The sequence below is a fragment of the Mycobacterium colombiense CECT 3035 genome (assembly GCF_002105755.1).
GTDB lineage: Bacteria > Actinomycetota > Actinomycetes > Mycobacteriales > Mycobacteriaceae > Mycobacterium > Mycobacterium colombiense.
In genome coordinates this window covers 1,750,059-1,771,634 of record NZ_CP020821.1, presented here as the reverse complement: position 1 = coordinate 1,771,634, position 21,576 = coordinate 1,750,059, and the positions used below count along the sequence as shown (strand labels likewise).

General features: G+C 68.5%; 18 protein-coding genes and 2 pseudogenes. 9 read left to right on the top strand and 11 right to left on the bottom strand.

What is annotated here, in order from left to right; genetic code table 11:
• Positions 1 to 50 precede the first annotated feature (50 nt).
• From B9D87_RS08145 to B9D87_RS08135, 3 genes are read right to left on the bottom strand one after another with little or no spacing between them, the layout of a single operon-like run.
• Positions 51 to 1,064 carry a zinc-dependent alcohol dehydrogenase family protein gene (locus tag B9D87_RS08145; RefSeq protein ID WP_007770669.1) on the bottom strand — a complete coding sequence of 338 codons (1,014 nt, stop codon included), beginning with the start codon at positions 1,062 to 1,064 and terminating at the stop codon, positions 51 to 53.
• A 52-nt stretch (positions 1,065 to 1,116) separates the two neighbouring features.
• Positions 1,117 to 2,286, bottom strand: a complete 1,170-nt coding sequence (locus B9D87_RS08140; RefSeq protein WP_007770670.1) for an oxidoreductase — start codon at positions 2,284 to 2,286, stop codon at positions 1,117 to 1,119.
• A 50-nt stretch (positions 2,287 to 2,336) separates the two neighbouring features.
• A complete protein-coding gene (locus B9D87_RS08135; RefSeq protein WP_040629777.1) occupies positions 2,337 to 3,296 on the bottom strand; it encodes an NADP-dependent oxidoreductase in 960 nt (319 codons plus the stop codon).
• Between the two features lie 201 nt (positions 3,297 to 3,497).
• Here B9D87_RS08135 and B9D87_RS08130 point away from each other — a divergent pair, with 201 nt between their 5' ends.
• Both B9D87_RS08130 and B9D87_RS08125 read left to right on the top strand, forming a co-directional pair.
• The gene (locus B9D87_RS08130; RefSeq protein ID WP_202950002.1) at positions 3,498 to 4,061 is read left to right on the top strand and encodes a TetR/AcrR family transcriptional regulator; all 564 of its coding nucleotides are present in this window, start codon (positions 3,498 to 3,500) and stop codon (positions 4,059 to 4,061) included.
• A gap of 103 nt (positions 4,062 to 4,164) precedes the next feature.
• Entirely contained in the window at positions 4,165 to 4,653 is a 489-nt protein-coding gene (locus B9D87_RS08125) for a hypothetical protein (RefSeq protein WP_040629778.1), read from the top strand.
• Between the two features lie 79 nt (positions 4,654 to 4,732).
• Here B9D87_RS08125 and glnA read toward each other — a convergent pair whose 3' ends face one another.
• Positions 4,733 to 6,169 (bottom strand): type I glutamate--ammonia ligase, encoded by a 1,437-nt coding sequence (glnA, locus tag B9D87_RS08120; protein ID WP_007770674.1) that lies wholly within the window; start codon positions 6,167 to 6,169, stop codon positions 4,733 to 4,735.
• Between the two features lie 244 nt (positions 6,170 to 6,413).
• Between glnA and B9D87_RS08115 the strand changes: the two genes are divergently transcribed.
• Positions 6,414 to 6,836: an RDD family protein gene (locus B9D87_RS08115; protein WP_077092324.1), complete on the top strand. Its 423-nt coding sequence runs from the start codon at positions 6,414 to 6,416 to the stop codon at positions 6,834 to 6,836.
• Between the two features lie 15 nt (positions 6,837 to 6,851).
• Here B9D87_RS08115 and B9D87_RS08110 read toward each other — a convergent pair whose 3' ends face one another.
• From B9D87_RS08110 to sucB, 5 genes and pseudogenes are all read right to left on the bottom strand, one after another.
• Positions 6,852 to 7,604: a DUF4191 domain-containing protein gene (locus B9D87_RS08110; RefSeq protein ID WP_007770677.1), complete on the bottom strand. Its 753-nt coding sequence runs from the start codon at positions 7,602 to 7,604 to the stop codon at positions 6,852 to 6,854.
• Between the two features lie 56 nt (positions 7,605 to 7,660).
• The gene (gene lipA / locus B9D87_RS08105) at positions 7,661 to 8,584 is read right to left on the bottom strand and encodes a lipoyl synthase (RefSeq protein ID WP_007770678.1); all 924 of its coding nucleotides are present in this window, start codon (positions 8,582 to 8,584) and stop codon (positions 7,661 to 7,663) included.
• Complete coding sequence (gene lipB, locus B9D87_RS08100) at positions 8,581 to 9,282, bottom strand: lipoyl(octanoyl) transferase LipB (protein WP_007770679.1); 702 nt, start codon at positions 9,280 to 9,282, stop codon at positions 8,581 to 8,583. Before lipB ends, lipA begins: the two co-directional genes overlap by 4 nt.
• A gap of 58 nt (positions 9,283 to 9,340) precedes the next feature.
• The gene (locus tag B9D87_RS08095) at positions 9,341 to 10,264 is read right to left on the bottom strand and encodes a TIGR01777 family oxidoreductase (protein ID WP_007770680.1); all 924 of its coding nucleotides are present in this window, start codon (positions 10,262 to 10,264) and stop codon (positions 9,341 to 9,343) included.
• 16 nt (positions 10,265 to 10,280) lie between these two features.
• Positions 10,281 to 12,082, bottom strand: a pseudogene (gene sucB, locus B9D87_RS08090) (2-oxoglutarate dehydrogenase, E2 component, dihydrolipoamide succinyltransferase).
• Positions 12,083 to 12,278: 196 nt separating this feature from the next.
• Between sucB and B9D87_RS08085 the strand changes: the two are divergent.
• On the top strand, positions 12,279 to 14,057 hold the full coding sequence (locus B9D87_RS08085; protein ID WP_007770682.1) for an SDR family oxidoreductase: 1,779 nt from the start codon (positions 12,279 to 12,281) through the stop codon (positions 14,055 to 14,057).
• A 6-nt stretch (positions 14,058 to 14,063) separates the two neighbouring features.
• On the opposite strand, the gene B9D87_RS08080 is transcribed toward B9D87_RS08085, so the two are convergent.
• Positions 14,064 to 14,405: a hypothetical protein gene (locus tag B9D87_RS08080; protein WP_007770683.1), complete on the bottom strand. Its 342-nt coding sequence runs from the start codon at positions 14,403 to 14,405 to the stop codon at positions 14,064 to 14,066.
• Positions 14,406 to 14,547: 142 nt separating this feature from the next.
• Here B9D87_RS08080 and B9D87_RS08075 point away from each other — a divergent pair, with 142 nt between their 5' ends.
• Together B9D87_RS08075 and B9D87_RS08070 are read left to right on the top strand one after the other, a co-directional pair.
• Entirely contained in the window at positions 14,548 to 14,997 is a 450-nt protein-coding gene (locus B9D87_RS08075) for an SRPBCC domain-containing protein (protein WP_007770685.1), read from the top strand.
• Positions 14,994 to 16,588, top strand: a pseudogene (locus tag B9D87_RS08070) (phytoene desaturase family protein). Before B9D87_RS08075 ends, B9D87_RS08070 begins: the two are co-directional and overlap by 4 nt.
• 7 nt (positions 16,589 to 16,595) lie before the next feature.
• On the opposite strand, the gene B9D87_RS08065 reads toward B9D87_RS08070, so the two are convergent.
• Positions 16,596 to 18,143, bottom strand: coding sequence for a leucyl aminopeptidase (locus B9D87_RS08065; protein ID WP_007770687.1), 1,548 nt, complete (start codon positions 18,141 to 18,143; stop codon positions 16,596 to 16,598).
• Positions 18,144 to 18,193: 50 nt separating this feature from the next.
• Between B9D87_RS08065 and gcvT the strand changes: the two genes are divergently transcribed.
• From gcvT to B9D87_RS08050, 3 genes are all read left to right on the top strand, one after another.
• Positions 18,194 to 19,309, top strand: a complete 1,116-nt coding sequence (gene gcvT / locus B9D87_RS08060; RefSeq protein ID WP_007770688.1) for a glycine cleavage system aminomethyltransferase GcvT — start codon at positions 18,194 to 18,196, stop codon at positions 19,307 to 19,309.
• A gap of 55 nt (positions 19,310 to 19,364) precedes the next feature.
• Positions 19,365 to 20,474, top strand: a complete 1,110-nt coding sequence (locus B9D87_RS08055) for a branched-chain amino acid aminotransferase (protein WP_007770689.1) — start codon at positions 19,365 to 19,367, stop codon at positions 20,472 to 20,474.
• Positions 20,475 to 20,581: 107 nt separating this feature from the next.
• Complete coding sequence (locus B9D87_RS08050; protein WP_007770691.1) at positions 20,582 to 21,571, top strand: IS481 family transposase; 990 nt, start codon at positions 20,582 to 20,584, stop codon at positions 21,569 to 21,571.
• The last annotated feature ends 5 nt before the right edge of the window (positions 21,572 to 21,576 follow it).

Genomic DNA, 21,576 nt, shown 5'->3' with positions numbered 1-21,576 from the left:
CTCACGTCTGGGCTGTCAAACGACAGGACGCGACGGTCTGTGCGACCGACTCAGCTGACCCGGATGACGAGCTTGCCCAGGTGCTTTCCGTCGCGCAGTCGCTCGAATGCCGCTCTCGCGTCGGAAAATTCGAAGATCTCGTCGATTACTGGTGTGAGCCCTGTGGTGGTGACGGCTCGCACCAGACTTTCCAGCTCGGTGCGGTCGCCGACCGTGATGGACCGGGTTATCGCGCCGCTGCCTTTGAGCAAGAAATAGTCGATGCCGGGATTGTCCTCGCTCAGGAAGCCGATCAACGTCACCTCCCCGCCCACGGCGACCGCCCGCAATGACTGCTCGATGGTGGCCGGTCCGCCGACTTCGACGACGCGGTCGACCCCGCGGCCTTCGGTCAATTGCCGCACCCGTTGGCCCCACTGGGCATCGGTGCGGTAATTGATGACCTCGTCCGCCCCCAACGACTGCAACACCTGCGCCTTATGGGTGCTCGAGGTTGTCGCGATGACATGAGCCCCAGCAAGTTTCGCCAGTTGCACGGCGAACACCGACACCCCGCCGGAACCGAGCGTCAATACGGTTTGGCCGGCGCGGATCGGTGCCGGACCGCCCAGCGCATTCCAGGCGGTGACACCGGCGCAGGGCAGCGTGGCGGCATGGTCGTCGGACAGAGCGGGTGGCACGGCGACGACCGATTCCCGTGAGACCACTTTGTATTCGGTGAGCCATCCGTCCTGTCCGCTGCCGTAACTGTCGGACTCTGCGGTCGCCGGCAGTGTTCCACCGAACCACCTGGGTTGAAATGTCCCTACCACCCGGTCGCCGGGACGATAGTCAGCGACGCCCTCACCGATCTCGACGACTTCGGCAACGGCGTCGCTGCACGGCACCAAACCGACTTTGGCCTTACGCACGTAACGGCCCAGTGGGATCGCTATGTCGCGATAGTTCAGCGAGACCGCCTTGACCCGCAGCAGGAGTTCTCCTCGTTGGGGTGCGGGCACAGGTTCGTCGTGCAACTGCAGACCGTCTAGCCCACCGTGGCTATCGAATCGATATGCGCGCATGGTGATCTCCTTTCACTCGGATCTCAGGCGCGGATGAGATTCGTGTCGCTCATCACCGGAGTGTGAGTTTGTGTCGGCTTTCGTTGTAAGGGATGAGTTCCTGGCTACGTCCGGAGTGGATCTTGTGAACGATGTCGGGATTGGCCAGGGCGGCCCGCCCGATGGCTGCGATGTCGAACTCGCCGCGCTCGTACTGGCGAACGAGGGCGTGCAGGGAGGCGATGTCCGCGTGACCGCCGGCCGTGGCGCCTGATTCGCCGATGGTCTTGGTCAGTGCGATCGATCCAACGGTGATAGTGGGATGGCCGGTGATCTTCTTGGTCCACCCGGCGAGGCTGAGTCGACCGTCGGCGCCGCCGAGGTCAGGGAACGCGGCGTCATAGTGCCGGCGTGTCGAGGGATGAAAGATATCGACTCCGGCGGCGGTAAGCGGGCCGAGCACCGTTTCCAGTTCGATTGGGGTGTTGGCGATTCGCGCGTCGAAGAGGTCGGCCTTCCACTGGGAGAATCGGAAGCTGATCACGGTGTCCGATCCGAGTTCGCTGCGTAGGGCGCCGACCAGTTCGCACGCGAAGCGTGTCCTGTCTGCCAACGCGCCACCGTAGCGGTCCGAACGCTGGTTGGTGCGCTCCCATAAAAACAGGTCGGGAAGGTATCCGTGGGCACCGTGCACTTCGATGCCGTCGAAACCCGCCCACTGCGCGTCGCGGGCCGCCTTCACGTAGCTCGCGATGATGTTGTCGATGTCGTTGGTGGACAACGCCTTACCGATAGGCTCACCGTAAAAGTCGATTCCAGACGGACTGGCGGTGGGGACATCGGGAAAGATGCTGGGACGGTGGCCGCGGTAGACGCCTGCGTGCAGCAGCTGGGAGAAAATTGCCGCACCTTCGTCGTGGACAGCCTCCACCACCGGCTTCCATGCGGCTTTCGCGTTGTCGTGGAAGTAGCTGAGCATGTCGAGGTCCATCGCGGTGCTCGGGTCGGGGATCAGGGCTGATTCGGTGATCAACAGGCCCATTCCGCCCGCGGCGCGCCGCCGAAGGTAGGGGACGTACGCCGCGGTGGGTACGCCGTCGGGGGTCGCGTAGCGCGTCATCGGCGCGAGTGCGAACCGGTTTGGCAGCCGTAGCGAGCCCACCGACAACGGAGTCAGCAAGCCCGAGATGTCGACAGCGTCGTCCACCTGAGACGAGTGGGGTGGGCGAAAGTCCTTCATCATTCGATTCCTCTCGGCCGTCGATCAGGACGCGGTGCGGCGGCTTATGTGAGCTACCAGGTGAGCACGAGACGGCCCCGCAGCCCGCCGGCCTCCAACCGCCGATGTGCCTCGGCGGCCTGCTCGGCCGGAAGGATGTCCGCTACCCGTAGCGTCAGGACACCGGTCTCCGCGAGATCGCGCAGGGTGTTCAGGACGTCGGTGCGTGTGGTGTGTTCGGTCACGGACACTGTGTGCCACACAATGTTTCGGTCGGTGACGCCGACATGTTGGCGGGCGGAGGTGGCGGCGCCGCCATCGCGGATCGCGGGAACGATCGCGTCCTTGTACAGTGCCGCGTCGACGACACCGTCGACGCCGTCAGGTATCGCGCCACGGATGCGGTCGGCCACCTTGTCTCCGCGGCGGACGACGATGTCTGCCCCTAACTCCTTCACCAGCTGCTCGTCGGTTTCCGCGGCATCAGCGACCACTTGCAGCCCTTGGCTTTTGGCTAATTGAACGGCGTAGCCGCCCAGAGCTCCGGCCGCTCCCGTCACCGCGACGGTGCCGCCGGCGGGGACGGCCAGTGCCTCGAGCATGGCGTAGGCGGTCAGCGCATTCATGAGAAGGGTGGACGCGGCAGCGGCTGTGGCGTTACCGGGTGCTCGCACAACCGACCCAGCGTCGGTGACCACGTATTCGGCGTACGCGCCGACATCGCCCATCGGGCTGCGCGTGAGGCCGATAACCTGTTGGCCGACCGGGATCGCAGCGCCGTCGGCGGACTCGTCGACAACACCGCAGAAGTCCCATCCAGGCACGTACGGCGGTTCGGGGTATTTCCCTCCCGGGAGCGTGTCTGGCGCATAGGTCCTGCGCATCCAGCCCGACCGGGCCGCTGTGTCAGCAGGATTGACAGCGCACGCCTGGACGCGGACGCGAACCTGCCCCCGCCCCGCGTGAGGCTCCGGTAACTCCAAGACGCGCAAGACTTCTGGAGGACCGAATTCCGTGTAGCCGATCGCTTTCATACCTCAGCACAACCAATCATGGACGCTCCTATTCCCGAGGGTCGACATGTGCCACCCGACGACGAACTATGAAAAGTGCAGGGGATCAGGGTACGGTTCGGTCGCCCAGATAAGAGAATGGGCGTTCGTTTTTTATGATGCCACCGTAGCTCGATGACGTCAAACGCGAACGATCGTGTGCGTTTGAGTTAGGGTGTGACCATGCCGAAGGTGTCACACGAGTACCGCGCCGAACGCCGCGCGCACATCCTGGCCGCGGCACGCAGATGCTTTGTGCGTGACGGCTTCCATGGCACTTCGATGCAGGACCTTGTCGACGAGGCCGGTGTTTCCTCCGGGGCGGTATACCGCTACTTTCCCAGCAAGGACGCCGTCATCGAGACGATCGCCGCCGAGAACCTTGATCAGGTTGTCAGCGTGATCCGCGCGTCGATCGGGGACGGCTTGACCGCGGAAGCGGCCATCGGTGCCGTCCTTGACTTCGTCACCGCCCGTCACGCCGAGGATGGATTTGCCGCGATCGCGTTGCTCGTCTGGTCGGAGGCGATGCGCAATCCCGTTTTGGCGGAACGACTCCGCGACTCGATCGCAGATGCGGCACGGCTCCTACGATCGCCCAAACGCCCCGGCCGTGACGCGGCGGCGATCACCGACCTGCTGTTGTGTGTACTGCCCGGCTACCTGATGCAATTGGCCCTCACTGGACCCGCCGCCGTCAAACGCATACCTCGAACCGTGGAGAAAGTCTTCGGACCATCGGCCTGACACCTCATTCGGGGCCACCCGGCACCTAACCGGAGGCGATGGCACGCCCGCGCGCCTCGCCATCGCCTATGTTTCGGGAATCCTTGGACCGAACGGAGTCGAGATGCGCCCCACTGTCTGCGTTGCGGCTGCGGCCGCCGGACTGGCGGCGGCGTGCGGTGGTTCACCGTATGTGGGCATTTCGACGAGCACGGGCGGAAACCACACCAACACGGTCACCACCCTCGTGTCGCAGGCGACGAACGCGGCCGCCGCCGCGTATCTGCGGTCGCTGATCCCGACGCCGGCGAGGACGAGCAGAACCGACGGCCCCGATCCCATTCACGACGGCGGCGTCCGCTCGCACTTCTTCGTCGACGGATCTCCTGCCGAGGTGATGGGCGGATACAAGGCCGCGCTGTTGCGGATGAACTGGACGCTGATCGTCGACAGGACCGGTGGCGGTCCGGATGGCGGCGGTGCCACGTACACCGCCAGGAACGGCAACGCTTTCGGTGTCTTCACCGGCGGGGGCGAGCGGGGCGTGACGGACATCGACGCCTGCGCGTGGCCGTCGGCGCCCGCCACTGAGGACTGCGCGCGCCCCGGATAACAGCCGAGGCGGCAAAATGCGAAACCACCCGCGCGGCAATCTCCACGCGGGTGGTTTCGTCAAGCCGACTTGAACGTCCTTAAACGTCGTAGTACAGCGCGAATTCGTAAGGGTGCGGCCGGATTTGGACCGGCAGGATCTCGTTCTCACGCTTGAAGTTGATCCACGTCTCGATGAGGTCGGGCGTGAACACGCCGCCCTCGGTGAGGTATTCGTGGTCTTCTTCCAGCCGGTCGATCACCGCGGACAGCTGCGTGGGCGCCTGCGGAATGTTGGCGGCCTCCTCCGGCGGGAGCTCGTAGAGGTCCTTGTCGACCGGCGCCTGCGGCTCGATCTTGTTCTTGATGCCGTCCAGGCCGGCCATCAGCATGGCCGAGAACGCCAGGTACGGGTTGCCCGACGAGTCGGGGCAACGGAACTCGAGCCGCTTGGCCTTCGGGTTGGTGCCGGTGATCGGGATCCGGACACACGCCGAGCGGTTGCGCTGGCTGTAGACCAGGTTGATCGGCGCCTCGTAGCCGGGCACCAGGCGCTTGTAGGAGTTCACCGTGGGGTTGGTGAACGCCAGCAGCGACGGCGCGTGGTGCAGCAGGCCACCGATGTAATGGCGGGCGGTGTCCGACAGGCCGGCGTAGCCGGTCTCGTCGTACATCAGCGGGCTGCCGTCCTTCCACAGCGACTGGTGGGTGTGCATGCCGGAGCCGTTGTCACCGAACAGCGGCTTGGGCATGAACGTGACGGTCTTGCCGTTCTGCCAGGCCGTGTTCTTGACGATGTACTTGTACAGCATCATGTCGTCGGCAGCGTGCAGCAGCGTGTTGAACTTGTAGTTGATCTCGGCCTGGCCGCCGGTGCCCACCTCGTGGTGGCCCTTCTCCAGCTCGAAGCCGGCCGTGATCAGGTTGGACAGCATCTTGTCGCGCAGGTCGACGTAGTGGTCGACGGGCGCGACGGGGAAGTAACCACCCTTGGGGCGCACCTTGTAACCCCGGTTCGGGCTGCCGTCGAGCTCGTTGGGCGAGCCGGTGTTCCACCAGCCCGAGATCGCGTCGATCTCGTAGAACGAGCCGTTGGTGCGCGAGTCGAAGCTGACCGAGTCGAAGATGTAGAACTCGGCCTCGGCGCCGAAGTAGGCGGTGTCGGCCACGCCCGTGCTGATCAGGTAGTTCTCGGCCTTGCGGGCGATGTTGCGCGGGTCGCGCGAGTACGGCTCGAGGGTGAACGGGTCGTGCACGAAGAAGTTGAGGTTCAGCGTCTTGGCTTCGCGGAACAGGTCGATCTGCGCGGTCGCGGGATCGGGAAGGAGCAGCATGTCGGATTCGTGAATGGACTGGAATCCGCGAATCGACGAGCCGTCGAAGGCTAAGCCGTCCTCAAAAACGCTCTCGTCGAAAAACGAAATCGGGATTGTGAAGTGCTGCATGATGCCGGGCAGGTCACAGAACCGGACGTCGACAAATTCGACGTTTTCGTCCTTGGCGAGTTTGAAGACGTCGTCGGGCGTCGTTTCCGTCACAGAATGCTCCTTTACTTGGTGAGATCCGCGGCCTGACGCTATGGAGCAGATGTTGCCCGTCAGTCAACCCGATGTTGCGCGCACGTTACGTGACCATGCCACACGCTAAAAGTGGCCGCGTCGGCGGCGGGTTCTATTGTGGGGCCATGGATCGCAAGATCGTATCTTTTCCGGTGGCCGTACGCACCGTCCGCCCTCCTCGCCCGGTCGGTCCCGCCGGTTATTCGGACCGCGGTCCGCGCCGGTGATGGCGGAATCACCATCCGCGTACCCCGGGGAGAAGCTCGGATTTCCGCAGAGCGGGCCGGGATCGCTGGCGCCCATGGGGCGCCGGCTGGGCGCGCTGATGATCGACTGGTTGATCTCGTACGGTCTGGCCGCGCTGGCCATGCGCTTCGGCTGGCTGTCCCAACCGGCGCTGGCCACCGCGGTCCTGGTGATCTGGTACCTGCTGGGCGTGGTCTTTGTGCGCTTGTTCGGGTTCACGCCCGGCCAGCTGGCGCTACGCCTGCAGGTGGTGACGGTGGACGGCCGCGGGCCGGTCGGCCTGGGCCGGGCCGTCGTGCGCGGCGTGCTGGTCGGGACGGTGGTGCCGGCGTTGTTCACCGACTTCGACGGCCGCGGGATGCAGGATCGGTTGACCGCCACGGCCGTGGTGCGCCGCTGATCCCGCGCTGGCCAGCTACTTGCGGCGCACCGTGCGCTGCACACCGCGCATCTTGCCCGAGTTGGGCAGCGGCCCCTTGGGCATGACGGCGGCTCCGGCCCGCGACCCGAGCGCGGCCAGCCGCGACTCCAGGGTGTCCATCTGCTTGACGGTGATGTTGGCCGGCAACCGGGTGAGGTGGCGCTCCAGCTTGGCCAGCGACACCTCGTCCTCGCCGTTGCCGACGACGATGTCGTAGATCGGCACGTCCCCGATCAGGCGCGCGGTGCGCTTCTTCTCCTGCGCCAGCAGCGGGCGCACCCGGCTCGCCGCCCCCTCGCCGACCAGGATGACGCCGGGCCGGCCGATCACCCGGTGCACGGCGTCGAAGTGGCCGGTCGCGGCCACCCCAGGGGTCACGCGCCACTTGCCGCGCAGGTTGTCCAACGCCCATGCGGCGGCGCCGGTTTGGCCTTCGGCCTTGCTGTACACCGACTTCTGGGCGCGGCGCCCGAACACGATGAAGGCGACCAGCCCTCCCAGCACCACCCCGAGCGGTATCAGCGTGATCATCGTCAGCCCGCCGGCCCAGATGCCCACCCCCACGGAGATGCCCACGATCAGCACGAAGGCGCCGATCATGTACGGCAGGAGGCGCTTGTCCTCCTGGCGCTGAATGTTGAACGCCTGCCACAACTGGGTGCGCCGCTCCCGCGCGGCGGCCTTGCGGGCGGCCTGCGCCTCCGCTCGGGCGGCCTTGTTCTGCGCGGCGGTGCGGGATTTAGCCATAGTCAAAGAATACGTAGGGCCGTGACGTCAGTCGCCGCGACCGGACCGCGGCGCCGTCAGGCGCGGCTGCGGGCGGCCTGTTCGTAGAGCCGTCCCGCGCGATAGGACGAGCGCACCAGCGGCCCGGCCAGCACCCCGGCGAAACCCAGCTGTTCGGCGTGCTGCGCGAACTCGACGAATTCCTCCGGCTTCACCCAGCGCTCGACGGGGTGGTGACGCGCCGACGGGCGCAGGTACTGGGTGATGGTGATGATGTCGCAGCCGGCGTCGCGCAGGTCGGCCAGGGCGGTCCGCACCTCGTCGGGGGTCTCGCCCATGCCGAGGATGAGGTTGCTCTTGGTGACCAGCCCGAAGTCGCGCGCGGCGGTCAGCACGTCGAGGCTACGTCGGTAGGTAAAGGCGGGGCGGATCCGCTTGAAGATGCGCGGCACGGTTTCGACGTTGTGCGCCAACACTTCCGGGCGCGACTCGAACACCTCGGCCAGCCGGGCGGGCTCGCCGTTGAAGTCGGGGATCAACAGCTCGACGCCGGTCGACGGGTTGAGTTCCTTGATGGCGCGCACCGTCTCGGCGTACAGCCAGGCGCCGCCGTCGGGCAGGTCGTCGCGGGCCACCCCGGTGACCGTGGCGTAGCGCAGCCCCATCGTGTGCACGCTGTCGGCGACCCGCCGCGGCTCGTCGCGATCCAATTCGGCGGGCTTGCCGGTGTCGATCTGGCAGAAGTCGCAGCGGCGGGTGCACTGGTCGCCGCCGATCAAGAAGGTGGCCTCGCGGTCCTCCCAGCATTCGAAGATGTTGGGGCAGCCGGCCTCCTCGCACACCGTGTGCAAGCCCTCGCGCCGGACCAGGCTCTTGAGTTGGGTGTACTCCGGGCCCATCCGGGCCCGCACCCTGATCCACGGCGGCTTGCGCTCGATGGGGGTCTCGGCGTTGCGCACTTCCAGGCGCAGCAGCTTGCGTCCTTCGGGTGCGACAGTCACATCGCTGATGCTACGCGGGCGCCGCGATCATGGTCCTGCACCGGCAGCACCCCGTCCAGGGCGTCGCAGACCGCGTCGCCGACCGAAGTCTGGACGTCCTCGACCGACACCGGGCGGCGCAGTTCGGCCGACAGTGACGTCACTCCGGCGTCGCTGATGCCGCACGGCACGATCGCGCTGAACGCGTCCAGGTCGCAGTCGCAGTTGAGGGCGAATCCGTGCAGCGTGGTCGCCCGCGACACCCGGACGCCGATGGCGGCCACCTTGCGGTCGGGCCGCCCCTCGCCGCCGGGCACCCACACCCCGGACCGGCCGGGCACCCGGACCGCGTCCACGCCCAGGTCGGCGCAGACCTTGAGCAGCGCCTCTTCCAGTCGCCGGACGTAGTTGACCACGTCGAGGGGTTCGGCCAGGCCGATGATCGGATACCCGACCAACTGGCCGGGACCGTGCCAGGTGATCTTGCCGCCGCGGTCGGTGTCCACGACGGGAGTGCCGTCCACCGGCCGTTCGTGCGGCTCGGTGCGCCGGCCCGCGGTGTAGACCGCGGGGTGCTCGAGCAGCAGCAGCGTGTCGTTGCCGCCGGCCACCCGGGCGTCGGCCAGATCACGTTGCTGCTGCCAGGCCACGCGGTAGTCGACGACGCCGAGCCGGCGGACGTCGATCAGGGCCTGGCTCGACCGGATGGAATCGATCACGTTCGCGACGGTACTCGGCCCGGGCCGGCCGGGCACAATCCGGGCGACGCGATTCCCACTAATCGTGGTCGCGCCGGGCGGTGGCGTAGGCGAGCGCCTCGCCAATGGTGTTGTGGTGGAAGACGAAACCGGCACGCTCGAGCGCCGACGGGATGGCGCGCTGCCCCATCAGCAGGCCCTCGTCGGCGAATTCGCCCAGCGCGGCCCGAATCGCGAAACCGGGCACCATCAACGGCGTCGGGCGGTTGACCGCCCGCCCGAAAGCCGTGGTGAATTCAGCGTTGGTGACCGGCGCGGGCCCCGTCATGTTCACCGGGCCGGACAGTTCGGCGTCGAAAATCGCGAACAACAGCGCGCGCACCTCGTCTTCCAGCGTGATCCACGACATGTATTGGCGCCCGCTGCCCAGCCGGGCGCCGAGGCCGGCGCGGAACAGCGGCCGCAGCCGGCCCAACGCGCCGCCGGCGGGGGAGAACACCAGCCCGGTGCGGGCCAGCACCACTCGGGCGCCGCCGTACTGGGCGGGCAGCGTGGCCGCCTCCCAGTCTTCGCACAGCCGGGCCAGGAAACCCGTTCCCGCGCGGTCGTTTTCATCGACCACGCGGTCCTTGGTGTTGCCGTAGAAGCCCACCGCGCTGGCGTTGACCAAGGTCGCCACGCCCGCGTCGGCGACGGCGTGCGCCAGCACCTCGGTGGGGGCGATGCGGCTGTCGCGCAGGCTCTGCTTGAAGGCGCCCGACCACCGCCGCTTGCCGATGTTGACGCCGCACAGGTTCACGACGGCGTCGACGTCGACGAGCGTGTCGGGATCCAGATCGCCGGTCTCGGGATTCCAGTGCAGCTCGTCGGCGTTCGCCGGGGCGCGGCGCACGATGCGCAGCACCCGGTGGTTGGCGGCGCGCAGGGCCGCCGCCAGGGCGGAACCGATCAGTCCGGACGAACCCGCAATCGCGATGACGGAATTCTGACCAGCACGAGCCACGTTCGCTTGTCCTTCTTTACAGGCCGAGGTCGGCCTCGAAGGCTCCCTCTTCCAGCCGGTGCTTGATCGTGGTCAGGAAGCGGCCGGCGTCGGCGCCGTCGATCAGCCGGTGGTCATAGGTCAGCGGGAGATAGCAGATCGAGCGGACGCCGATCGATTCGTTGCCGCTGTCGTCGACCACCACCCGCGGCCGCTTGACGATCGCGCCGGTGCCCAGCATGGCGGCCTGCGGCGGAACCAGGATGGGGGTGTCGAACAGCGCACCCTGGCTGCCGATGTTGGTGATCGTGAACGTGCCGCCGGACAGCTCGTCGGGTTTCAGGTTGCCCGACCGGGCGCGCGCGGCGATGTCGGCGATCGCCCTCGCCAGCCCGGCCAGCGACAGGTCACCCGCGTTGTGCACCACGGGGGAGAGCAGGCCCTGTTCGGTGTCGACCGCGAAGCCGAGGTGCTCGGCGTCGTAGTAGGTGATCTCCTTGGTGTCCTCGTTGTAGCTCGCGTTGACGTTGGGGTGGATCTTCAGCGCGTCGATCACCGCGCGGGCGATGAACGGCAGGAAGGTCAGGTTCACCCCCTCGCGCTCGGCGAACGCCGCCTTGGCCCTGGCCCGCAACCCGACCAGCCTGGTCATGTCGACCTCGTGGGTCTGGGTGAGTTGGGCTGTGGCCTGCAGGGATTCGCGGGTCTTGTTCGCGGTGATCTGGCGGATCCTGCTGGCTTTTTGGGTGGTGCCCCGCAGATGCGCCAGCGCCGGAGCCGGGGTGGGCGCCGCGGCGGCCTTGGGGGCGGCTGCGGCGGCAGGTGCCGCGGCGGCCGGTGCGGCCGGTGCGGGCGCCTTCTTGGCCTCGGCGGCGGCCAGCACGTCCTGCTTGCGGATGCGCCCGCCCACCCCGGTGCCGGTGATCGAGTTCAGGTCGATGTTGTTTTCGGCGGCCAGCTTTCGCACCAGCGGCGTCACGTAGGGCGCCCCGTCGGCACCCGGCCCCGCCGCTGCCGGTTCCGGCTGGGCCTGCGCCGGTTGGGGTTTCGGCGCCGGCGCGGGCTGCTGCGGCGCGGGGGCCGGCGAGGGTTCGGGCTTGGGCTGCGCCTGCGGCTGGGGGGCCGGCTCCGGCGTGGGCTCGGGCTTGGGCGCGGGCGGGGCTGGGGGCGGCGGGAGCCGCGGGCGCGGGGCCTGCGAACCGGCGCCGATGCGCGCCAGCTCGCCGCCGACCGGCACGGTGGCGTCTTCCTCGGCGGTGATGCTGATCAGCACGCCGGCCACCGGAGACGGGATCTCGGTGTCGACCTTGTCCGTGGACACCTCGACGAGCGCGTCGTCGACCTGGACCGAGTCGCCGACCTTCTTGAGCCAGCGGGTCACGGTGCCCTCGGCCACCGACTCGCCGAGCTCGGGCATCAACACCGGGGTCGCGTCGCCGCCACCGGAACTCTGCTGCGCGGGCGCGGGCTCGGGCTGGGCCTGGGGCTGCTGCGGTTCCGGCTGCGGCTCGGGCTGGGCGGGGCCGCGGACTGCGCCTGCGGCTCCGGCTGGCTCGGCGCCGGCGCGGCCGGCTGCGCGCCGCTGGCCCCACCACCTTCGGAGGCGTCGCCGATGACGGCCAGCTCGCCGCCCACCTCGACGGTGTCGTCCTCCTGGGCGACGATCTTGGTCAGCACGCCGGCGGCCGGCGACGGGATTTCGGTATCGACCTTGTCGGTCGACACCTCGACGAGCGGTTCGTCGAGTTCGACCGTGTCGCCTTCCTGCTTGAGCCAGCGGGTGACCGTCCCCTCGGTGACGCTCTCACCGAGTGCCGGCATCTGGACGGAGAAGGCCATCTTGTTTGACTCCTCGATCGCTCGTGGGTCGGGGCGGGGTCGATCAGCTCTTGCGGAAGGCGAAGTAGCAATCCAAAACTATCCTGTCACTGCGCCGTTGTCGGCACACATCCAGGGCAGATACCCCGCGCTGGGCGGGTGACGCCGATCACGCTTGCTACGGTGTGGCCACTGCAGCCAGAGCGGGGAGGTCCCGATGCCGCCATCACCACAAGTACCCCAGCATTTCGTCGATAGCGCCGACGGCGCCCGCATCGCGGTCTACGAAGAGGGCAACCCCGAGGGCCCCACCGTCGTGCTGGTGCACGGCTTCCCCGACTCGCACGTGCTGTGGGACGGGGTCGTCCCGCTGCTGGCCGAGCGGTTCCGGATCATCCGCTACGACAACCGCGGCGTCGGGCTGTCCTCGGTGCCCAAGCCGGTGTCCGCCTACAGCATGGACCGCTTCGCCGACGACTTCGCCGCCGTGACCGGCGAGCTGAGCCCGGGCCGGCCCGTGCACGTGCTGGCCCACGACTGGGGCTCGGTGGGGGTGTGGCACTACCTGAAGCGTCCCGGCGCCAACGACCGGGTCGCGACGTTCACGTCGGTCTCCGGACCCGCCCAGGACCAGCTGGTCGACTACATCTTCAGCGGCCTGCGGGCCCCGTGGAAGCCGCGCACCTTCCTACGGGCGATCAGCCAGGCGCTGCGGCTGACCTACATGATCTTCTTCTCGATCCCGGTGCTCGCGCCGCTGTTCCTCCGGCTGACCATGTCGGTCCCGGCGCTGCGGCGCAACGCGGTCGACAACATCTCCGTCGAGCAGATCCACCACTCCGAGAAGCTGGCCTCCGACGCCGCGCACTCGGTGAAAACCTATCCCGCCAACTACTTTCGGTCGTTCTCCGGTCGCAAGCAAGGCGTCGCGGTCATCGACGCGCCGGTGCAGCTCATCGTCAACACCAAGGACAAGTACGTGCGGCCCTACGGCTACGACCACACCCCGCGTTTCGTGCCGCGGCTGTGGCGCCGCGACGTCGCGGCCGGTCACTTCTCGCCGATGTCGCACCCGCAGGTGATGGCGGCGGCCGTGCACGAGTTCGCCGACCATGCCGAGGGCAAGCAGCCGAGCCGCGCGCTGCTGCGCGCGCAGGTGGGGCGTCCCCGCGGGTCGTTCGGCGACACCCTGGTGTCGGTCACCGGCGCCGGCAGCGGCATCGGCCGCGAGACCGCGTTCGCCTTCGCGCGCGAGGGCGCCGAGCTGGTGATCAGCGATATCGACGAGGCGGCGGTGAAGGCCACCGCGGCCGAGATCGCCACCCGTGGCGGCGTCGCGCACGCCTACGTGCTCGACGTGTCCGACGCGCAGGCGGTGGAGTCGTTCGCCGAGCGGGTCAGCACCGAGCACGGCGTCCCGGACATCGTCGTCAACAACGCCGGCATCGGGCACGCGGGCGGATTCCTGGACACCCCGCCCGAGCAGTTCGACCGGGTGCTCGACGTCAACCTGGGCGGCGTGGTCAACGGGTGCCGCTCGTTCGCGCGGCGAATGGTGGAGCGCGGCACCGGGGGCTACATCGTCAACGTGTCCTCGATGGCGGCCTACGCCCCGCTGCAGTCGCTGAACGCCTACTGCACCTCCAAGGCGGCGACCTACATGTTCTCCGACTGCCTGCGGGCCGAACTCGACGCCGCCGGGGTGGGGCTCACCACGATCTGCCCCGGCGTCATCGACACGAACATCATCAACACCACCCGATTCGACGCGCCCGCGGGAAAGCAGTCCGACGACGTCGACGGCCGCCGCGGGCAGCTGGGCAAGATGTTCGCGCTGCGCCACTACGGCCCCGACAAGGTCGCCAACGCCATCCTGTCGTCGGTCAAGAAGAAGAAACCCATTCGCCCGGTGGCGCCGGAAGCCTATGCGCTGTACGGACTTTCGCGCCTGGCGCCGCAGGGCCTGCGCAATGCCGCACGGATGCGGGTGATCTGAGGCGGGCTAGGCGCCCGACACCGCCCCGCGACGTCGGGTCAACAGCGTCGCGCCGATCGCGATGACCCCGAGCACCGCCAGCGGTATCGCCCACGCGCGCCGGCTGCCCACCGACGACTGGCACTGCGCGACGTAGTCGGTGTGCGGGACGATCTGATTCAGGATCGGGATGTTGGCCCCGTTGCTGTTGTTCGCGCTCTGGGCCGCCGAAAGGTCGGTCGCCACGGCGTTTCCGCAGCCGACCGAATGGCCGTTGCTGTCGGAAACCGATACCGGCGCCAACAGACCGATGACTCCGGCCAATAACAGCACGGCGCCCACACCGATGATCAACCGTCGCACCGTCATGGCTTCGCCTTTCGTCGTCGGGTTTTCGACCGCTAGGGAGATTAACCGCGCTCCGCCCCCGGTAAACCCGAGGCGCAGGCCGAATAACCCACCGTTTGCCGGGTATCCGCCGCGGTAACCAAGGACATGGAGGGTTTCTGAGGTGATCACTGCAACGCGTGAGGTGCCCGAGTCGTGTGAGCGGGTGTGGGAGGTGCTGGCCCAGGGCTGGACCTACACCCAGTGGGTGGTGGGCAACAGCCGCATGCGGGCGGTCGATCCCCACTGGCCGGAGCCGGGTTCCTCGATCAGGCACTCGATCGGGATCTGGCCGTTGGTGATCAACGACGCGACCATCGTCCAGGAGTGCGAGCCGCCGCACAAGCTGGTGCTGCTTGCCCGGCTGGGCCCGATGGGTGCGGCGCGAATCACCATGCTGCTGCACGAGATTCCGCAGGGCTGCCGGATCGAGATGATCGAAGTGCCCGCCGAGGGCCCGATGGCGGCCGTCCCCGATTCCCTTGCGCTGGCGGCGGCCTACCCGCGCAACAAGGAGTGCCTGTGGCGGCTGGCGGCGTTGTCGGAGCGCCTGGAGCCAAGCCAGGTGAAGTGACCGTGCGCGACACCGCCGATGCGGTCGTGATCGGGCGGGACACCACGGCCTGGTGGCGGCGTCGATGCTGGCCGACGTGGGCTGGGACGTGCTGGTGCTGGAAGCCCAGCCCGAGCCGGGCGGGGCGGTGCGCAGCGCCGAGCTGACGCCGGGCTACATCACCGACCTGTTCAGCTCGTACTACCCGATGACGGTGGCGTCCCCGGCGATGGCGGCGCTGAAGTTGGAGGATCACGGGCTGCGCTGGTCGCATGCGCCGACGGTGGTCGGGCACCCGCGCAGCGCCGCCGACGATGATCCGCCGATCGTGTATCACGATCCCGCAAAGACGGCAGCGGAATTCGCGCGGCGAACGCCCGCCGACGGCGAGAACTGGTGGCGCCTGGTCGAGCTGTGGAACAAGATCAAGGCCCCGCTGCTCGACGCGATGCTGGCCCCCTTCCCGCCGGTGCGCCCCCTGCTCGGGCTGCTGCGCAGGCTCGGCACGCCGGAAGCGGTCCGGGTCGCGCGCCTGCTGGTGCAGCCGGCCAACGCGATGGCGAGTCAGTTGTTCGAGGGCGAGGCGCCGCGAGTGTTGTTGTTGGGCAATGCAATGCACGCCGACGTCCCGCCGGACGCGCCGATCAGCGGCGCCATGGGCTTCCTGATGACGATGCTCGCCCAGGACGGCGGCTGGCCGGTGCCGGTCGGCGGATCCGGCCAGCTCACCGCGGCGCTGGTGAAACGCGCCTGCTCGGCCGGGGCGCGAATCGAATGCAATCAGAACGTTTCTCGCATCCACGTGCGGGCCGGCCGCGCGGTCGGGGTCACCACCTCCGCGGGGCGCTCGGTGACCGCCCGCCGTGCGGTGGTGGCCGACGTGACGGCGCCACGCTTGTTCTGCGACATGCTGCCCGCCGACGCGGTGCCGCAGGCGCTGCGACGCGACCTCGAGCACTACGAGTGGGATCCGCCTGTGGTGAAGGTGAACTATGCGCTGGCAGAACCGATTCCGTGGCGTGCGGAAAAGCTGCGGTCCGTGGGCACGGTGCACCTGGGGGCCGACGGCGACGGACTGACCCGCTGGATGGCCGACCTGAACACCCGGGTGATACCCGAGCATCCGTTCATGTTGTTGGGGCAGACCACCACGGCGGATCCGACCAGATCGCCGGCCGGCACCGAAAGCGTCTGGGCCTACACGCATTTGCCGCGGAATGTGTCCGACGACGCGTCAGCGGAGCTGTTGGCGTCGGCGGTGGACCGAGTCATCGAAGAGCATGCGCCGGGCTTCGGGTCGGCGGTGATCGGCAGGTTCGTGCAGCGGCCGTCGGACCTGGAGGCCAACGACGCCAACCTGCATCTCGGGGCGCTCAACGGCGGAACCGCGCAGCTGCAACAGATGTTGGTCTTTCGCCCGGCGCCGGGCATGGGGCGGGCCGAAACACCCGTCGAGCGGCTCTATTTGGGCAGCGCGTCGGCGACGCCGGGGGGCTCGGTGCACGGGGCATGCGGGCGCAACGCGGCCAACGCCGCGCTGGCCGCCGACGGCGCGACCGGCTGGCCGCGCCGCAAGCTGGGCCGCGCCGTGCTCAAACGGCTGACCGGCTAGCCGTTTACTAGCCCTTGTCGGCGATGTCCTCCAGGACCGCGAACATGGTCCGGGTCGGCACGCCGGTGGAACCCTTGGGCGAGTAGCCCCACGGGCTGCCGGTGTTGTAGGCCGGGCCGGCCACGTCGATGTGCGCCCAGCCCACGCCGTCGGCGACGAACTCGCGCAGGAACACCCCGGCCACCAGCATGCCGGCGAAGCGCTGCCCGCTGATGTTGGACAGGTCGGCCACCGTGGACTTCAGGTCTTCCTTGAGCTCGTCGGGCAGCGGCATCGGCCAGCCGTTCTCGCCGACCCGTTGCGAGATCGACGCGACGCGGTCGCGGAATTCGTCGCTGCCCATCACCCCGGGGATCCGGGCGCCCAGCGCCACCGTCTGCGCGCCGGTCAGGGTGGACGTCTCGATCAGGTAGTCGGGGTCGTCCTCGCACGCCCGCACGATGGCGTCGGCCAGGATCAGCCGGCCCTCCGCGTCGGTGTTCTGCACCTCGACCGTGATGCCGCCGTACTGCGTCAGCACGTCGCCCGGGCGCTGCGCGGTGGCCGAGGGCATGTTCTCGGCCATCGGCACGGTGGCGATCACGTCGATCGGAAGCTTGCGTTGCGCGGCCAGCGCGACGGTCGCGATCACCGCGGCGGCCCCGCCCATGTCCGAGGTCATGTGGTGCATGCCGGCCGCGGGCTTGATCGAGATGCCGCCGGTGTCGAAGGTGACGCCCTTGCCGACCAGGGCGACTCGCTTGGCCTGCTTGGGCTTCTTGGCCAGCTTGGAACCGCGGTGGATCAGGCGCACCAGCCGCGGGGGACGCGACGAGCCCTGCCCGACGCCGATGATGCCGCCGTAGCCGCCGTTGCGCAGCGCCTTGTCGTCCAGCACCTCCACCTCGAGGCCGACGGACTCACCCAAAGCCCTTGCGCGCTTGGCGAATTCGGCGGGGAAGAGGTGGCTGGGCGGGGTGTTGACGAAGTCGCGCGCGGTGGCGACGGCGGTCGCCACCGCGGCACCGTGCGCGGCGTCGTTCTTGGCGTCCTTTGCGGTAGCGAGCACCGTGATCTTGCGCAGCCCTTGGTCTTTGGGTGCCGTCTTGTCGCTGCGGAATTCGGTGAACCGGTAGCTGCCCAGGATCAGGCCCTCGACGGCGGCCGAGGCGATGCCCTCGCCGGGCAGCTCGCCCAGCGTGGTGATCACCGATTCGGTCTTGCCGAGCGATCGCGCGGCCACGCCGGCGGCGCGACGGATGGTGTCGGCCGGCCAGTCGGATCGCGATTTGCCGAGGCCGACGGTCAGCACGCTGGACACCGGCAGCGAGCCCACCACCAGCCGGTGCACCTGCTCGGCGCCACCGGTGGCCTCCAGCGCCCGCAGACCGGACTCGATCTCGGCGACCGCGTCGGAGGACAGGAACGGCTCGGCCGCGGCGACGGCCGCGCCCGGCTTGTCGTCCTCGCCGGTCGAGACGACGGGCACGATCAGCACGGTGGACGCGGCGGCGCGCCGCGGCAGCGAGGAGGCGACGGTGACAGCGGGGGAGGCGTAACCGGGTTCTGTGCTCATCCGCATCACCCTAACGGTCCGCTCTTTACGGCTGATTAGGGTGAAGAGTCGTGAGCACTGAAGCCGACCTGCTGCACGGACCGCTGGAAGACCGTCACCGGAGCTTGGGCGCCAATTTCGCCGAATTCGGCGGCTGGCTGATGCCGGTGTCGTATGCCGGCACCGTCAGCGAGCACAACGCCACGCGCAACGCGGTCGGCCTCTTCGACGTCAGCCACCTGGGCAAGGCGCTGGTCCGCGGGTCGGGGGCGGCGCAGTTCGTCAACTCCGCGCTCACCAACGACCTGAACCGGATCGGGCCCGGCAAGGCGCAATACACGTTGTGCTGCACCGAATCCGGTGGCGTCATCGACGACCTGATCGCCTACTACGTCGACGACGACGAGATCTTCCTGGTGCCCAACGCGGCCAACACCGCCGCGGTGGTCGAGGCGCTGCAGGCCGCCGCTGAGGCCGGGCCGGGGGCCGGGCTGACCATCACCAACCAGCACCGCTCGTTCGCGGTGCTGGCCGTGCAGGGCCCGCGGTCGGCCGACGTGCTCGGCCGGCTTGGCCTGCCCACCGAGATGGACTACATGGCGTACGCCGACACCTCGTTCGACGGCGTACCGGTGCGGGTCTGCCGCACCGGCTACACCGGTGAGCACGGCTACGAGCTGCTGCCGCCGTGGGACTCCGCCGGTGTGCTGTTCGACGCCCTGGCCACCGCGGTCGGCGCGGCCGGCGGCGAGCCGGCCGGCCTGGGCGCGCGCGACACCCTGCGCACCGAGATGGGCTACCCGCTGCACGGCCACGAACTCGCGCTCGACATCTCCCCGCTGCAGGCCCGCTGCGGTTGGGCGATCGGCTGGAAGAAGGACGCGTTCTTCGGCCGCGACGCCCTGCTGGCCGAGAAGGAGGCCGGACCGGCGCGGCTGCTGCGCGGGCTGCGGATGGTGGGCCGCGGCGTGCTGCGCGCCGGGCTGACGGTGCTCGCCGGCGACGCGCCGGTCGGGGTCACAACCTCGGGCACGTTCTCGCCGACGCTGCAGGCCGGGATCGCCCTGGCGCTCATCGACGCCGACGCCGGAATCGAGGACGGCCAGCAGGTCACGGTCGACGTCCGCGGCCGGCCCGCCGCGTGCGAAGTGGTGGGCCCGCCCTTCGTCGCGGTGAAAACCCGCTAGCGGCGCCGCGTGCGCGGGCGAAATCCGATTCGGTAGGCGGATATACAATCGGCCAATGACCAGTGGCTCCCTCGAGTTCACGGTTTCGCGCTCGGCACGTCCGGCAACCGATGCCGAACGCGAAACCATCCTGGCCGAGCCGGGTTTCGGCAAGTACTTCACCGATCACATGGTGTCGATCGATTACGACGACGCCGGTGAAGGTTGGCACGACGCGCGCGTCATCCCGTACGGCCCCATCGAGCTGGACCCGTCGGCGATCGTGCTGCACTACGCGCAGGAGATCTTCGAGGGGCTCAAGGCGTACCGCTGGGCCGACGGCTCGATCGTGTCGTTTCGCGCTGAGGCCAACGCCGCCCGGCTGCGGTCCTCGGCGCGCCGGCTCGCCATCCCGGAGCTGCCCGAAGAGCTGTTCATGGAGTCGCTGCGCCAGCTGATCGCCGTCGACAACGCCTGGGTCCCGGCGGCCGGCGGCGAGGAGGCGCTGTACCTGCGCCCGTTCGTCATCGCCACCGAGCCCGGGCTAGGTGTGCGGCCGTCCAAGCGGTACCGCTACCTGCTGATCGCCTCGCCGGCCGGCGCGTATTTCAAGGGCGGCATCAGCCCGGTCACCGTCTGGGTGTCGACGGAGTACGTGCGGGCCAGCCCCGGCGGCACCGGCGCCGCCAAGTTCGGCGGCAACTACGCGGCCTCGCTGTCGGCCCAGGCCGAGGCCGCGGCCAACGACTGCGACCAGGTGGTGTGGCTGGACGCCGTGGAGCGACGCTTCGTCGAAGAGATGGGCGGGATGAACATCTTCTTCGTGTTCGGCAGCGGCGGATCGGCGCGGCTGGTCACCCCGGAGCTGTCCGGCTCGCTGCTGCCCGGTATCACCCGGAACTCCTTGCTGCAGTTGGCCATTGATGCCGGATTCTCCGTCGAGGAGCGCAAGATCGATATCGACGAGTGGCAGAAGAAGGCCGCCGCCGGGGAGATCACCGAGGTGTTCGCCTGTGGCACCGCCGCGGTCATCACGCCGGTCTCGCACGTGAAATACGGCGACGCCGAATTCACCGTCGCCGACGGTCAGCCCGGCGAGGTGACGATGGCGTTGCGGGACACGCTGACCGGGATCCAGCGCGGCACGTTCGCCGACACCCACGGCTGGATGGCCCGGCTGGGCTAGCTGTACTGACCACGGACGTTGGTGACGGCGTGGCGTGGTGACATGACGAAGACCTCCGAGTGAAGTGCGAGCTGTCGAGGAACGCACTGCTCACTTCGGAGGTCTTCGTGTCCCACCGTAATGCTCCATTGTCAGAAACCGGCCGTCTGCGGCTGGCTCGTTGTGTTGTCGAGGATGGATGGCCGCTGCGGCGTGCCGCGGAACGGTTCCAGGTGTCAGCAACGACGGCGTGGCGGTGGGCCGACCGGTACCGCACGTTGGGGGCTGCGGGCATGGTCGACCGCAGTTCGCGCCCGCACCGCAGCCCACAGCGGACTCCGACTCGTACCGAGCGTCGCATCATCAAAGTCCGCGTCCTGCGGCGCTGGGGGCCCGCACGGATCGGGTATCTGCTGGGCATTCATCCCTCCACGGTGCATCGGGTACTGACCCGCTACGGGATGGCCAAATTACGGTGGTTGGACCGCTGTACGGGCCGCGTTGTCCGTCGGATGGAGCCCGCCAGCTGCGGTGACATGGTGCATGTTGACGTCAAAAAGCTTGGCAAAATCCCGGCTGGCGGCGGCTGGCGGATGTTGGGCCGCATCGCCGGTAACCACAACACCAGAGCCGACAAGAGTTCAGGCCAGCGCAGCAAGCATGGTGATCCGCTCCACGGCCACCACTTTCTGCATACCGCGATCGATGGCTACTCACGGTTGGCCTACAGCGAACTGCTCAGCGATGAGCGCCAGCACACCGCCGCCGCGTTTTGGGCGCGGGCCAACGCCTGGTTTACCGAGTGCGGCATCACCGTCCGCAAGGTGTTGACTGACAATGGTTCCTGCTACCGCTCCCACACCTTTCGAGAGGCCCTGGCAGGCATCGAACACCGACGCACCCGGCCCTACCGGCCCCAGACCAACGGCAAAGTCGAGCGATTCCACCGCACCCTGGCCGATGAATGGGCCTACGCACGGCTCTACCGCAGCGATACCGAACGCTGCGAAGAATTTCCCCGGTGGCTACACACCTACAATCACCATCGCGGCCACACCGCACTCGGCGGCCAACCACCCGCCAGCCGCGTACTTAACCTCTCAGGTCAGTACAGCTAGCTCCC

Coding starts and splice junctions, on each gene's coding strand:
- B9D87_RS08145 (WP_007770669.1), bottom strand. CDS start 1,064: ATGCGCGCATATCGATTCGATAGCCACGGTGGGCTAGACGGTCTGCAG.
- B9D87_RS08140 (WP_007770670.1), bottom strand. CDS start 2,286: ATGATGAAGGACTTTCGCCCACCCCACTCGTCTCAGGTGGACGACGCT.
- B9D87_RS08135 (WP_040629777.1), bottom strand. CDS start 3,296: ATGAAAGCGATCGGCTACACGGAATTCGGTCCTCCAGAAGTCTTGCGC.
- B9D87_RS08130 (WP_202950002.1), top strand. CDS start 3,498: ATGCCGAAGGTGTCACACGAGTACCGCGCCGAACGCCGCGCGCACATC.
- B9D87_RS08125 (WP_040629778.1), top strand. CDS start 4,165: ATGCGCCCCACTGTCTGCGTTGCGGCTGCGGCCGCCGGACTGGCGGCG.
- B9D87_RS08110 (WP_007770677.1), bottom strand. CDS start 7,604: ATGGCTAAATCCCGCACCGCCGCGCAGAACAAGGCCGCCCGAGCGGAG.
- B9D87_RS08085 (WP_007770682.1), top strand. CDS start 12,279: ATGCCGCCATCACCACAAGTACCCCAGCATTTCGTCGATAGCGCCGAC.
- B9D87_RS08080 (WP_007770683.1), bottom strand. CDS start 14,405: ATGACGGTGCGACGGTTGATCATCGGTGTGGGCGCCGTGCTGTTATTG.
- B9D87_RS08065 (WP_007770687.1), bottom strand. CDS start 18,143: ATGAGCACAGAACCCGGTTACGCCTCCCCCGCTGTCACCGTCGCCTCC.
- B9D87_RS08055 (WP_007770689.1), top strand. CDS start 19,365: ATGACCAGTGGCTCCCTCGAGTTCACGGTTTCGCGCTCGGCACGTCCG.